A 13,413-nucleotide genomic window follows, 5' to 3' on the forward strand; every position below is an offset into this window, starting at 1 on the left:
CCCCCGTACACCTTCTTCAGAGTCCGCCACGACCAGCCACCACCCCCCGCCTGGCCTTCGTGGGCATCGGTGAACCGTCGGCGACCAGCCGGACGAGCGCACGCAGGCCACCGGAGCCGTCCGTGGCCGGGGTGAGCGCGTGCAGATCGCCGGGGCTGTGCAGGTGACCACCGCAGTGCACGCGAAGCAGTCCGCCCCAGCGCACAAGCACCGGCCTGCCGGACGGTCACACGGTGGTCCTCGTACGGCGACCAACCTCCTCACCTGCGGCGAAGCCGAGGGGTAGCGCGCCTCCGAGCCTGGTGTCGCGCGGTGCCGGACAAGATTTCTCACGTCGGGAGTTTGGGGGCAGGGGCGTGGGGAATGACAGGACAACGCAGGTTTACCTGCGACAGAACGTACGCCCGCGCCGTGGAGTTGACCTCGACGCCTGGGTGTCCTAAGCTTGCCGAGCCTGCGGGGAAGCGGGACGTCGTAAGACGGCCGGCCTCGCGGAAGACACCCCAAGGAAAACTCGTAGTGGACTTCGTCTGCCACGGACCAACTGGATGTGTCGGCCCGATCAGGTTGTGAACCACCGTAAGGTGGCAACGGCCCCCGGGAACCTCCCTTCGACAGTGTCGGAAGCTTCGGCTTCCGTTCTGAGTGCTGGGCGGGGACTGTTTTCGCTTCTCAAGTCGGTCAATTCGACAAAAAGAACGGAAACGGTAAGATGGGAAATGTCCCAAGCGGATCCGAAAAGGTCCAAAAGGGAATTCGTCTCCAAAGTCGGTCAATTCGACAAAGGAAACGAAAAAGGCTAAGATAGAGGAAATACCCCAGAGGGGACTTCAAAAGGGTCCTCAACGGTGTGTGTCCGTTTCTTGAGAACTCAACAGTGTGCTAAAAGCCAGTGCCTTTAGGTCCTCGACCGAGGCGGCTGGGTGGGTCCCTTTGCGGGGCTTGTCTGGTTGTTTTGGTTTTGGATTTCTTTGGCAAGATATGATTCTTGCCAGGATTTTTTCGGTTTGGTTTGGCAGCTGCCCGGTGGGTGGTTGTCGTTGTGACCTTAACGGAGAGTTTGATCCTGGCTCAGGACGAACGCTGGCGGCGTGCTTAACACATGCAAGTCGAGCGGAAAGGCCCTTCGGGGTACTCGAGCGGCGAACGGGTGAGTAACACGTGAGTAACCTGCCCTTGGCTCTGGGATAAGCCCGGGAAACTGGGTCTAATACCGGATATGACCATTGGATGCATGTCTGATGGTGGAAAGTTTTTCGGCTGGGGATGGACTCGCGGTCTATCAGCTTGTTGGTGGGGTAACGGCCTACCAAGGCGACGACGGATAGCCGGCCTGAGAGGGTGACCGGCCACACTGGGACTGAGACACGGCCCAGACTCCTACGGGAGGCAGCAGTGGGGAATATTGCGCAATGGGCGAAAGCCTGACGCAGCGACGCCGCGTGGGGGATGAAGGCCTTCGGGTTGTAAACCTCTTTCACCACCGACGAAGCTAACGTGACGGTAGGTGGGGAAGAAGCGCCGGCTAACTACGTGCCAGCAGCCGCGGTAATACGTAGGGCGCAAGCGTTGTCCGGAATTATTGGGCGTAAAGAGCTCGTAGGCGGTCTGTCACGTCTGCCGTGAAAACCCGAGGCTTAACCTCGTGGCTTGCGGTGGATACGGGCAGACTAGAGGTAGGTAGGGGAGAACGGAATTCCCGGTGTAGCGGTGAAATGCGCAGATATCGGGAGGAACACCGGTGGCGAAGGCGGTTCTCTGGGCCTTACCTGACGCTGAGGAGCGAAAGCATGGGGAGCGAACAGGATTAGATACCCTGGTAGTCCATGCCGTAAACGTTGGGCGCTAGGTGTGGGGTCCTTCCACGGATTCCGTGCCGTAGCTAACGCATTAAGCGCCCCGCCTGGGGAGTACGGCCGCAAGGCTAAAACTCAAAGGAATTGACGGGGGCCCGCACAAGCGGCGGAGCATGTTGCTTAATTCGACGCAACGCGAAGAACCTTACCAAGGTTTGACATCACCGGAAAACTCGCAGAGATGCGGGGTCCTTTTGGGCCGGTGACAGGTGGTGCATGGCTGTCGTCAGCTCGTGTCGTGAGATGTTGGGTTAAGTCCCGCAACGAGCGCAACCCTCGTTCCATGTTGCCAGCACGTAATGGTGGGGACTCATGGGAGACTGCCGGGGTCAACTCGGAGGAAGGTGGGGATGACGTCAAGTCATCATGCCCCTTATGTCTTGGGCTGCAAACATGCTACAATGGCCGGTACAAAGGGCTGCGAGACCGTGAGGTGGAGCGAATCCCGGAAAGCCGGTCTCAGTTCGGATTGGGGTCTGCAACTCGACCCCATGAAGTCGGAGTCGCTAGTAATCGCAGATCAGCAACGCTGCGGTGAATACGTTCCCGGGCCTTGTACACACCGCCCGTCACGTCACGAAAGTCGGCAACACCCGAAGCCGGTGGCCCAACCCTTGTGGGGGGAGCCGTCGAAGGTGGGGCCGGCGATTGGGACGAAGTCGTAACAAGGTAGCCGTACCGGAAGGTGCGGCTGGATCACCTCCTTTCTAAGGAGCACCTGGCCACACACACTCGAGGGTTCTCGGGGTGTGGGGTCCATGACTCATGCTGCGGGCGAATGTTCTGCGGGTGGGTTGCTCATTAGTGGAGCACTGGCTATTCGATTCTCATTGGTTGATCCCAGACGCGAGTACTGCCTCTACTCTTCGGAGCGGGGGTTCAGGAAACCCGTCGGACGGATGGGTCGGGGAGGGTCGAGCACACTGTTGGGTCCTGAGGAAACGGACACCAGGATTTGTTCTGGTGTTGGTTGTCTTCAGGTCGCCTTTGAGCCTGTCCTGCCACGGTTGGTGGGGTGGGTTTGGGCGTGCGGGCCGGTCTTGCCGTCATACCGCATCCATGGCTTCTTCCCTTGTGTGTTGTCTGTGGGGTGGGGGGTTTTGGGTGGTTTGGTGGTGGTGTGGGTTGGTGTCCGTTCGTGTTTTGAGAACTGCATAGTGAACGCGAGCATCTTGTAACTTTTGTGTTCAAGTTTTTAAGGGCACACGGTGGATGCCTTGGCATCAGGAGCCGATGAAGGACGTGGGAGCCTGCGATATGCCCCGGGGAGTTGGCAACCGAGCGTTGATCCGGGGGTTTCCGAATGGGGTAACCCAGCACCCGTCATGGGGTGTTGCCGCCGTCTGAATTGATAGGGCGGTTGGTGGTAACGCGGGGAAGTGAAACATCTCAGTACCCGCAGGAAGAGAAAACAACAGTGATTCCCTGAGTAGTGGTGAGCGAAAGGGGATGAGGCTAAACCATGCGCGTGTGATAGCCGGCGGGCGTTGCGTGTGTGGGGTTGTGGGAGCATCTGTATCTGGTCCGCCTGGCCGGATGTGAAGTTATAAAACGGTTGGGTAACCGAACGGCCTGGAATGGTCGACCGTAGTCGGTGATAGTCCGGTAGGTTAAACCTTTCCGTCTTCATATGGTGTTTCCCGAGTAGCACGGGGCCCGTGAAATCTCGTGTGAATCTGCCAGGACCACCTGGTAAGCCTAAATACTCCCTGATGACCGATAGCGGACTAGTACCGTGAGGGAAAGGTGAAAAGCACCCCGGTGAGGGGGCGTGAAATAGTACCTGAAACCGTGTGCCTACAAGCCGTCAGAGCGTTAACACCCTTTCGGGGGTGTTGTGATGTGATGGCGTGCCTTTTGAAGAATGAGCCTGCGAGTTATGGTGTGTGGCGAGGTTAACCCGTGTGGGGGAGCCGTAGCGAAAGCGAGTCTGAATAGGGCGTTTTTAGTCGCATGCTGTAGACCCGAAGCGGAGTGATCTACCCATGGGCAGGTTGAAGCGCGGGTAAGACCGTGTGGAGGACCGAACCCACCAGGGTTGAAAACCTGGGGGATGACCTGTGGGTAGGGGTGAAAGGCCAATCAAACTCCGTGATAGCTGGTTCTCCCCGAAATGCATTTAGGTGCAGCGTCACGTGTTTCTTGCCGGAGGTAGAGCTACTGGATGGCCTAGGGGGCCTACAAGCTTACTGAAGTCAGCCAAACTCCGAATGCCGGTAAGTGAGAGCGTGGCAGTGAGACTGCGGGCGATAAGGTTCGTAGTCGAGAGGGAAACAGCCCAGATCATCGGCTAAGGCCCCTAAGCGTGTGCTAAGTGGTAAAGGATGTGGAGTTGCCGTGACAACCAGGAGGTTGGCTTAGAAGCAGCCACCCTTGAAAGAGTGCGTAATAGCTCACTGGTCAAGTGATTCCGCGCCGACAATGTAGCGGGGCTCAAGCACACCGCCGAAGCCGTGGCACTCCAACACGTCCCTAGTGAGGGTTTTCGGATCCTTGTTCAGGGGTTGGGGTGGGTAGGGGAGCGTCGTGTGGGCGGTGAAGCGGCGGCGTGAGCCAGCCGTGGAGGCCACACGAGTGAGAATGCAGGCATGAGTAGCGAATGAGGGGTGAGAAACCCCTCCGCCGGATGACCAAGGGTTCCTGGGGCAGGCTAATCCGCCCAGGGTAAGTCGGGACCTAAGGCGAGGCCGAGAGGCGTAGTCGATGGACAACGGGTTGATATTCCCGTACCCGCTGACACGCGCCCATGCTGAACCCACTGACACTAACGCCGCAAGCTCACCTTGTAACCTTCGGGTTGTTTGGTGGGGGAGCTGCGGACCTGAGGTGGTAGTAGGCAAGTGATGAGGTGACGCAGGAGGGTAGCTCAACCCAGGCGATGGTTGTTCCTGGGGTAAGCATGTAGCCCGGTGTGTAGGCAAATCCGCACACCATTAAGGGTGAGATGTGATGCCGAGCCGATTTAGGTGAAGTGAGTGATCCCATGCTGCCGAGAAAAGCCTCTAGCGATGTGTGTCGGCGGCCCGTACCCCAAACCGACTCAGGTGGTCAGGTAGAGAATACCAAGGCGATCGGGTGAACTGTGGTTAAGGAACTCGGCAAATTGCCCCCGTAACTTTGGGAGAAGGGGGGCCCCTGCTGGTGACCAGACTAGCTCTGTGGAGCTGGTGGGGGTCGCAGATACCAGGGGGAAGCGACTGTTTACTAAAAACACAGGTCCGTGCGAAGTCGTAAGACGCTGTATACGGACTGACGCCTGCCCGGTGCTGGAACGTTAAGGGGACCGGTTAATCCGCTTCGGCGGGTGAAGCTGAGAACCTAAGCGCCAGTAAACGGCGGTGGTAACTATAACCATCCTAAGGTAGCGAAATTCCTTGTCGGGTAAGTTCCGACCTGCACGAATGGCGTAACGACTTCCCCACTGTCTCAACCACAGGCCCGGTGAAATTGCACTACGAGTAAAGATGCTCGTTACGCGCAGCAGGACGGAAAGACCCCGGGACCTTCACTACAGCTTGGCATTGGCGTTTGGAGCGTCTTGTGTAGGATAGGTGGGAGACTATGAAGCTCATACGCCAGTATGGGTGGAGTCATTGGTGAAATACCACTCTGGTCGTTTCGAGCGTCTAACCCGCACCCGTGAATCCGGGTGGGGGACAGTGCCTGGTGGGTAGTTTAACTGGGGCGGTTGCCTCCCAAAATGTAACGGAGGCGCCCAAAGGTTCCCTCAGCCTGGTTGGCAATCAGGTGTTGAGTGCAAGGGCACAAGGGAGCTTGACTGTGAGACAGACATGTCGAGCAGGTGCGAAAGCAGGGCCTAGTGATCCGGCACCGACGTGTGGAAGTGGTGTCGCTCAACGGCTAAAAGGTACCCCGGGGATAACAGGCTGATCTTGCCCAAGAGTCCATATCGACGGCAAGGTTTGGCACCTCGATGTCGGCTCGTCGCATCCTGGGGCTGGAGTAGGTCCCAAGGGTTGGGCTGTTCGCCCATTAAAGCGGCACGCGAGCTGGGTTTAGAACGTCGCGAGACAGTTCGGTCCCTATCCGCTGTGCGCGCAGGAGACTTGCGAGGGTCTGTCCCTAGTACGAGAGGACCGGGACGGACGAACCTCTGGTGTGCCAGTTGTACCGCCAGGTGCATGGCTGGTTGGCTACGTTCGGTCGGGATAACCGCTGAAAGCATCTAAGCGGGAAGCCTTCCTCAAGATGAGGTCTCCCAACCTACGGGTTGTAAGGCCCCCAGCTAGACGACTGGGTTGATAGGCCAGAAATGGACGCACCGCAAGGTGTGGAGTTGACTGGTACTAATAGGCCGAGCGGCTTGAACACACACAACAGACTTAACTGCTGTGCTCTATGTTCGCGTTCACTATGCGGTTCCCGGGACACGACCGGGAACCACTCACCGGAGTCGTGCTCCTGTTCAGGCGTTTCGGTGGTCATAGCGGTGGGGAAACACCCGGTCCCATTCCGAACCCGGAAGTTAAGCCCTCCAGCGCCGATGGTACTGCACCGGGGACGGTGTGGGAGAGTAGGACACCGCCGGACATAAACATATAAGAAAGAGCGGACAGAACCCCCCGGGGTCCTGTCCGCTCTTTCCATTAAATAGGCCCCTTTCCCCACCTCAGTGGGGGAAGGGGCCTATTTGCATTTACGGGGACAAACGCCGAGATAGGCCAGCCGGACTCGCACGGGGCCGGGCGGGTGAGTGGAGGGATGATCTGCCAGCCGGCGATATCCGAGATCGGCGCGCTCACGTCAGCGGGCTGGGGGCTGTCAGTGGCGAGTCACGGGCCAGCGCAACGTCCGCGCCGGCGGTCGGCTTTGGCGGGTGGTGTAGGTAGCGCACGCGGAGCGCTCAGGATGGCACACCGAGGGTGCGGCAGGCCTGCGGAACTAGTCTGACGGCGTACGCAGAGTGTCGATGGCGGTTCGTAGTTCGCCGACGCGCTGTTCCAGAGTGCCCATGGCCTTGGCCGCGTCCTCGTCCTTCAGTGCCCACTCGCTCAGTGCGCCGATCTGGTCCTCCACCGCGGTCAGGCGTTCGCTCAGCTCGGCCGCGTACTCGCCCGCCGGTGCGGCGGCGAACTGGGTTCGCAGGAGTTCGGACTGCTCCCGGAGCTGCTGGTTCTTTCGATGCAGCTCAACGAAGATCGACACCTTGGTGCGGAGCACCCACGGGTCGAACGGCTTGGAGATGTAGTCGACGGCGCCGGCCGCGTACCCGCGGAAGGCGTAGTCCGGGCCCGCGTCGACCGCGGTCAGGAAGATGATCGGGACCTCGCGCGTCTTGCGGCGGCGTTTGATCGCCCGCGCGATCTCGAAACCGTCCATCCCCGGCATCACGATGTCCAGCAGGATCACCGCGAACTCGTTCGTCAGCAGCGCGCGTAGCGCCTCGTCGCCCGACCGGGCGCGGATCATGTTCTGGTCGAGCGAGCTCAGGATCGCCTCGAGAGCGACGAGGTTCTCGTCTCGGTCATCGACCAGAAGAATGTTCGCCTTCTCGGCCACGATCAACCCTCCATCACGTCCGCGGCCGACTTAGCCACGCCCTCATGATGTCAAGAAGATGGTCCGCGTCGACAGGCTTCGGCACATAGTCGGACGCTCCGGACTCGATGCTCTTCTCCCGGTCACCCTTCATCGCCTTGGCGGTCAGGGCGATGATCGGCAGGTCGGCGAACTGCGGCATGCGGCGTACGGCCTCCGTCGTCGCGTAGCCGTCGAGCTCGGGCATCATGACGTCCATCAGGACGAGGTCGACGTCCTCGTTGCGGTCGAGGGTGTCGATCCCCTCGCGGCCGTTCTCCGCGTACAGCACCTCGATGCCGTACTGCTCCAGTACGCAGGTCAGCGCGAAGATGTTGCGGACGTCGTCGTCGACGATGAGGATCTTGCGGCCGGACAGCACCTCGTCGTCGATGGGCTGCTCGACGTAGGGCTCCTCGGCCTCGGGCAGCTCCAGCGGCGCCGGAGGGATGGGCGCGGGCATCAGCGGCGCGCGCTTCTCGCTGGGCGCCGCCAGCGCCGTGCCCACCGGACCGGCGTAGTTGATCGGCAGGTACAGCGTGAACGTGCTGCCGTCGCCCGGACGGCTCGAGACGTGGATCTCTCCGCCGAGGAGCTGGGCGATGTCGCGGCTGATCGACAGGCCGAGGCCGGTGCCGCCGTAGCGCCGGCTCGTCGTGCCGTCCGCCTGCTGGAAGGCTTCGAAGATCGATCGCAGGTTGTGCTCGTCGATGCCGATGCCCGTGTCGGTGACCGCCAGGCCGATGACGTCCGGCGTCTCGGCCAGGATCGGGTCGACGAACGAGACGTCGTCCGGGCGCCGGACCGTCAGGCGTACCTCGCCGGAGGAGGTGAACTTGACCGCGTTGGACAGCAGGTTGCGCAGCACCTGCTGCAGCCGCTGCTCGTCGGTGAAGAGCTCCTGGGGCAGGCCGGGCTCGGCGTACACGTCGAAGGCGAGTCCCTTGTCGGCCGCCATCGGCCGGAACGTCGCGTCGACGTAGTCGACCAGCTCGGCGAGGGAGATGCGCTGCGGATGCAGCTCCATCTTGCCCGCCTCGACCTTGGACAGGTCGAGCATGTCGTTGATCAATCGCAGGAGGTCGGACCCCGACTCGTGGATGGTCTTGATCAGCTCGACCTGCTTGGGCGTGAGGTTCTTGTCCGGGTTGCCGGACAGGAGCTTGGCGAGCACGAGCAGGCTGTTGAGCGGCGTCCGCAGCTCGTGGGACATGTTGGTGAGGAACTCGGACTTGTACCGCGAGGACTGGGCGAGCTGCTCCGCGCGCTCCTCCAGGGTGCGGCGAGCCTGCTCGATCTGGAAGTTCTGCATCTCGATCGCGCGGTTCTGCTTGGCCAGCAGCGCCGCCTTCTCTTCCAGCTCGGCGTTGGAGCGGCGCAGCTCGGCCTGCTGGCGCTGGAGCTCGCTGGAGCGGTCCTGCAGCTCGACCGTCAGCCGCTGCGACTCGGCCAGCAGGGCCTCCGTACGGGAGTTGGCGGTGATCGTGTTGATCGTCACGCCGATGGTCTCGACGAACTGGTCGAAGAAGGCCAGGTGTACCTCGCTGAACGGGCTGAACGAGGCGAGCTCGATCGCGCCGAGCACGCGGTTCTCGAACAGGATCGGCAGCACGATGACGTTGACCGGGGACGCCTGGCCCAGGCCCGTGCCGATCGTGATGTAGCCGGCGGGCAGATCGTCGACGAGGATCGGCTTGTGCTCGACGGCGGCCTGGCCGACGAGGCGGTCGCCGAACGTGAAGCGGACCTTGTCGACCTGGTCCTTGCCGACGCCGTACCCGGTCTTGAGCACCAGCTCGCGGTCGCCGTCGCGCTCCTCGGCGAGGTAGAACGCGCCGTACTGAGCCGAGGCCAGCGGAGTGACCTCGCTCATGATCAGCCGGGCGACCTCCATCAGGTCGCGGTGGCCCTGCATCAGGCCGGCGATGCGGGCGAGGTTGGTCTTGAGCCAGTCCTGTTGCTGGTTGGCGCGCGTGGTCTCGCGGAGGTTCGCCACCATCAGGTTGACGTTGTCCTTGAGCTCGGCGACCTCGCCGCGCGCCTCGACCGAGACCGCCTTGGTGAGGTCGCCGCGGGCGACCGAGCTGGCCACCGACGCGATGGCGCGCACCTGGCGGGTCAGGTTGCTGGCGAGTTCGTTGACGCTCTCGGTGAGCCGCTTCCAGGTGCCGGAGACGCCCTCGACCTCGGCCTGACCGCCGAGGCGGCCTTCGCTGCCGACCTCGCGGGCCACACGCGTGACCTCGCCGGCGAACGAGGACAGCTGGTCGACCATCGTGTTGATGGTCGTCTTCAGCTGGAGGATCTCGCCCTGGGCGTCGACGTCGATCTTCTTGGTCAGGTCGCCGTTCGCCACCGCGGTGGTCACCTGGGCGATGTTGCGGACCTGGGAGGTCAGGTTGTCCGCCATGGAGTTGACGTTGTCGGTGAGGTCCTTCCAGACGCCGCTGACGCCGCCGACCTTGGCGCGGCCGCCGAGGTTTCCTTCGGTGCCGACCTCGCGGGCGACGCGGGTGACCTCGTCGGCGAACGACGAGAGCCGGTCGACCATGGTGTTGAGGGTGTCCTTGAGCTGGAGGATCTCGCCCTGGGCGTCGACGGTGATCTTCTTGGAGAGGTCACCGCCGGCGACCGCCGTGGCGACCTGCGCGATGCTGCGGACCTGGCCGGTGAGGTTGCCGGCCATGGAGTTGACGTTGTCGGTGAGGTCCTTCCAGACGCCGCTGACGCCGCCGACCTGTGCCTGGCCGCCGAGGCGTCCTTCGGTGCCGACCTCGCGGGCCACACGCGTGACCTCGTTGGCGAAGGCCGACAGCTGGTCGACCATGGTGTTGAGGGTGTCCTTGAGCTGGAGGATCTCACCCTGCGCGTCGACGGTGATCTTCTTGGACAGGTCACCGTTCGCGACGGAGGTCGCCACCTGGGCGATGTTGCGCACCTGGCCGGTGAGGTTGCCGGCCATGGAGTTGACGTTGTCGGTGAGGTCCTTCCAGACCCCGCTGACGCCACTGACCTGTGCCTGGCCGCCGAGGCGTCCTTCGGTGCCGACCTCGCGGGCCACACGCGTGACCTCGTCGGCGAACGAGGACAGCTGGTCGACCATGGTGTTCACGGTCTGCTTGAGCTCGAGCAGCTCACCCGTCGCCTCGACCGTCACCTTGCGGGTGAGGTCGCCGCGAGCCACCGCGGTGGTCACCAGGGCGATGTCGCGTACCTGGCCGGTCAGCCGGCTGGCCATGGCGTTGACCGCGCCGGTGACGTCGCGCCAGCGGCCCGACATCTCCCGTGGCGTGGCCTGCCCGCCGAGACGGCCCTCCGCGCCGACCTCGCGGGCCAGCTGCGTGACCTCGGCGGCGAACTCGTCGAGATGCTCGACCATGCGGTTGACGCCCGTGCCCATCCGCAGCAGCTCGCCCCGCCACGGCCGGGTGCCGGTGTCGAGCTCGATGCGCTGGCTCAGATCGCCGTCGGCGACCGCGTCGGCCACTCTGGCCATGGCGGTGGCGGACTGGACGAGAGCGTCGATCAGCGCGTTGGCCGCCGCGTTGCCCGTCGCCCAGGCGCCTTCGCCGCCGGCTCCCAGGCGCTCGTCGATGCGGCCCTCGTGACGAACCTCACGTTGTACGCGTACGAGCTCCCCGGTCAGATGGCCGGCGCGCGCCTGGACCTCGTTGAAGACCGAGGCGATCTCCGCCATGACGTCATCGCCGGAGGTGTCGAGTCTGTGCTCGAAATCGCCGTCGCGCAGCGCGCTGAGCGCATCGAGCACGGGCCGCAGGTCGGCCCCGTCATAATGGGCGCTCACCGGTGCATGGGACGTGCTTCGAGCCATTACCTTCCACCTCGCCTTCCATGCGGCGTGGCCGGGGATATGTACAGTCCACCCGGGGAATCTGCCACGATGGCAGCGTCGTGCATCCCCGAGACGAATCCAAGTGGCTGTGGAGAAGAACCCAAAGAGGTACGCGACCTTCCCGCCGGAGGTCGCTTCTGTCGCGGCTGCACGGCGTTTTGTCGGGGAGACGCTACGTAACTGGGGCGTCGACGAGGTGGACGACGCCATGCTACTCACCAGCGAACTGGTTACGAACGCAATCGTGCACGCGGGGACCGAGGTGGAGGTCGTGTGCGAGGCCCTCCCCGGGCAGGTGAGGGTGGAGGTGCACGATCGGCACCAGGCACGGAGGATCCCCATCCCGGGCGATCAGGTGAGCGGCCGCGGACTGCTGTTCCCCGAGACGCTCGCGACCTCATGGGGCGTCACGTACGGCCAAGGCGAAAAGCAGGTCTGGTTCACCATCCCCGGCACCTCCGGGGAGAAGCAGGCGCCGCCACCGCCGTCGTACGAGGAGATCATCGCCACCCCGCGCCCGTCCCGGCCGACCGTCGACCAGCTCGCCCACCGCACCGCACAGACCGCGCAGGACGCCCTTGGCGCCGACTGCGTGTACGTCCTGCTCACCGAGGACGACGCCGAACTCGTGCTCAAGGCGACCTCCGGCGTACGGCCCGAGGGCGCCGCCCTGGAGTTGGGGCTGGAGGGCGCTCCGGTGGGAGGCCGCGGCGTGTACGCCGACCTGGGCGGCAGCCCGTACAACCTGCCGGCCCTTCAGGCCGCCGGGATCCGTTCGCTGGTCACCGCGCCGTTCGTGGTCGACGGCCGGGGGGTCGGGCTGCTGATCGCCGCCTCACGCGACGCGGCTCATTTCAACGAGGAGGACGTCGAACACCTCCAGCAGGTCGCCGACCGGCAGGCGCCCTCCCTCGAACGCGCACGCCTGATGGAGCTGGAGCGCGCCCGGCGCGGCTGGCTCGGTTTCCTCGCCGAGGCGAGCAGCCTGCTCGCCGGCACCCTCGACCAGCAGATGACCATGGCGCTCGTCGCCCAGCTGATCGTGCCGCGCCTGGCGACCTGGTGCGCGCTGTTCACCGTACGAGACGGGGGAATGGCGCTTCCGGCGTACGCGTGGCACGCCGACGAGACCATGGTGGCCGACCTGCGCACGATGCTCGACATGGTGCCCCAGGCGCCCCCGCCGGCCGAGCCGGGGCCGTGGGAGGGGTTCGGCCCCGCCCCCGGGCAGTCGCCGATGCCCGCCACCGCCCACCGGGTGACCGGCGACGTCGCGCACGTGTTCCCGCTGCTGGCGCGCGGCCGCAGCATCGGCATGCTCGTGGTCGGCGGCCCGAAGGGCGCGCGGTTCACGCGCGACATGCTCGAGCTGACCGAGGACCTGGCCGGCCGCGCCGCGCTCGCGATCGACAACGCGCGCCTGTACGAGGAGCAGGCGGACATGAGCCGTACGCTCCAGCGCAGCCTGCTCCCGCCCGACATCCCGGTGATCCCGGGCCTCGACCTGGCCGCCGTGTACGAGCCGGCGGGAGGCGAGAGCAGCGAGGTGGGCGGCGACTTCTACGACGTGTTCAACGTGGGCTCCCGCTGGCGGTTCGCGATCGGCGACGTCTGCGGTACGGGGCCGGAGGCGGCCTCGGTGACCGGACTGGCCCGCCACACGCTGCGGATCCTCGGGCGTGAGGACTACTCCATCCCCGACGTGCTCCAGCGGCTCAACGCCCTGATCCTGGAGGAGGGGCCGAGGGCGCGGTTCCTGACGCTTCTGCACGGGGAGGTCGAGCCGCTGCCGGACGGCAGCGCCCGCGTGACGTACGCGACGGCGGGGCATCCGCCGCCGCTCCTCCTCAGCCCGGCGGGCACGGTCGACGGCGACGCCGAGTCCGACCTGATGCTCGGGGTCTTCCCGGGGGCGGAGTTCTCGGTACGGACCGTGACCCTCCAGCCGGGGCATCTCGTCCTGGGCTTCACGGACGGGGTGACCGAGCGACGCAACGGTGACCGGCTGCTCGGCGACGACCAGGGCCTCGAACGCATCCTGGCGGCCTGCGCCGGCCTGGGCGCCGGCGCGGTGGCGGCACGGATCAGCCGGGCGGTACGCGCCTTCTCCACCGAGCCTTCGCACGACGACATGGCGTTGATCGTCCTTCGCATCGCGGAGTGAGC

At 64.0% G+C, this 13,413-nt stretch carries 4 protein-coding genes and 3 rRNA genes; 4 read left to right on the forward strand and 3 right to left on the reverse strand.

Annotated elements, in window-relative coordinates; translation table 11 throughout:
• Window positions 1-16: 16 nt before the first annotated feature.
• Window positions 17-205 (reverse strand): hypothetical protein, encoded by a 189-nt coding sequence (locus tag FB559_RS25665; RefSeq protein WP_221640184.1) that lies wholly within the window; start codon window positions 203-205, stop codon window positions 17-19.
• 843 nt (window positions 206-1,048) lie between these two features.
• On the opposite strand from FB559_RS25665, the gene FB559_RS25670 reads away from it, so the two are divergent.
• From FB559_RS25670 to rrf, 3 genes are all read left to right on the forward strand, one after another.
• Window positions 1,049-2,563 (forward strand): 16S ribosomal RNA (locus tag FB559_RS25670).
• A gap of 478 nt (window positions 2,564-3,041) precedes the next feature.
• Window positions 3,042-6,188, forward strand: a 23S ribosomal RNA gene (locus tag FB559_RS25675).
• Window positions 6,189-6,290: 102 nt separating this feature from the next.
• Window positions 6,291-6,407: ribosomal RNA gene (gene rrf, locus FB559_RS25680) — 5S ribosomal RNA — on the forward strand.
• The 16S, 23S and 5S rRNA genes sit together here, the layout of an rRNA operon.
• A gap of 351 nt (window positions 6,408-6,758) precedes the next feature.
• Here the strand turns inward: rrf and FB559_RS25685 are convergent.
• Both FB559_RS25685 and FB559_RS25690 read right to left on the reverse strand, forming a co-directional pair.
• Window positions 6,759-7,376 carry a response regulator gene (locus FB559_RS25685; protein ID WP_141958390.1) on the reverse strand — a complete coding sequence of 206 codons (618 nt, stop codon included), beginning with the start codon at window positions 7,374-7,376 and terminating at the stop codon, window positions 6,759-6,761.
• 13 nt (window positions 7,377-7,389) lie between these two features.
• On the reverse strand, window positions 7,390-11,226 hold the full coding sequence (locus FB559_RS25690) for a HAMP domain-containing protein (protein WP_141958392.1): 3,837 nt from the start codon (window positions 11,224-11,226) through the stop codon (window positions 7,390-7,392).
• Window positions 11,227-11,335: 109 nt separating this feature from the next.
• Here FB559_RS25690 and FB559_RS25695 point away from each other — a divergent pair, with 109 nt between their 5' ends.
• Complete coding sequence (locus FB559_RS25695) at window positions 11,336-13,411, forward strand: SpoIIE family protein phosphatase (protein WP_141958394.1); 2,076 nt, start codon at window positions 11,336-11,338, stop codon at window positions 13,409-13,411.
• Window positions 13,412-13,413 lie beyond the last annotated feature (2 nt).

The organism is Actinoallomurus bryophytorum, assembly GCF_006716425.1.
In the GTDB taxonomy this organism is placed as follows: domain Bacteria; phylum Actinomycetota; class Actinomycetes; order Streptosporangiales; family Streptosporangiaceae; genus Actinoallomurus; species Actinoallomurus bryophytorum.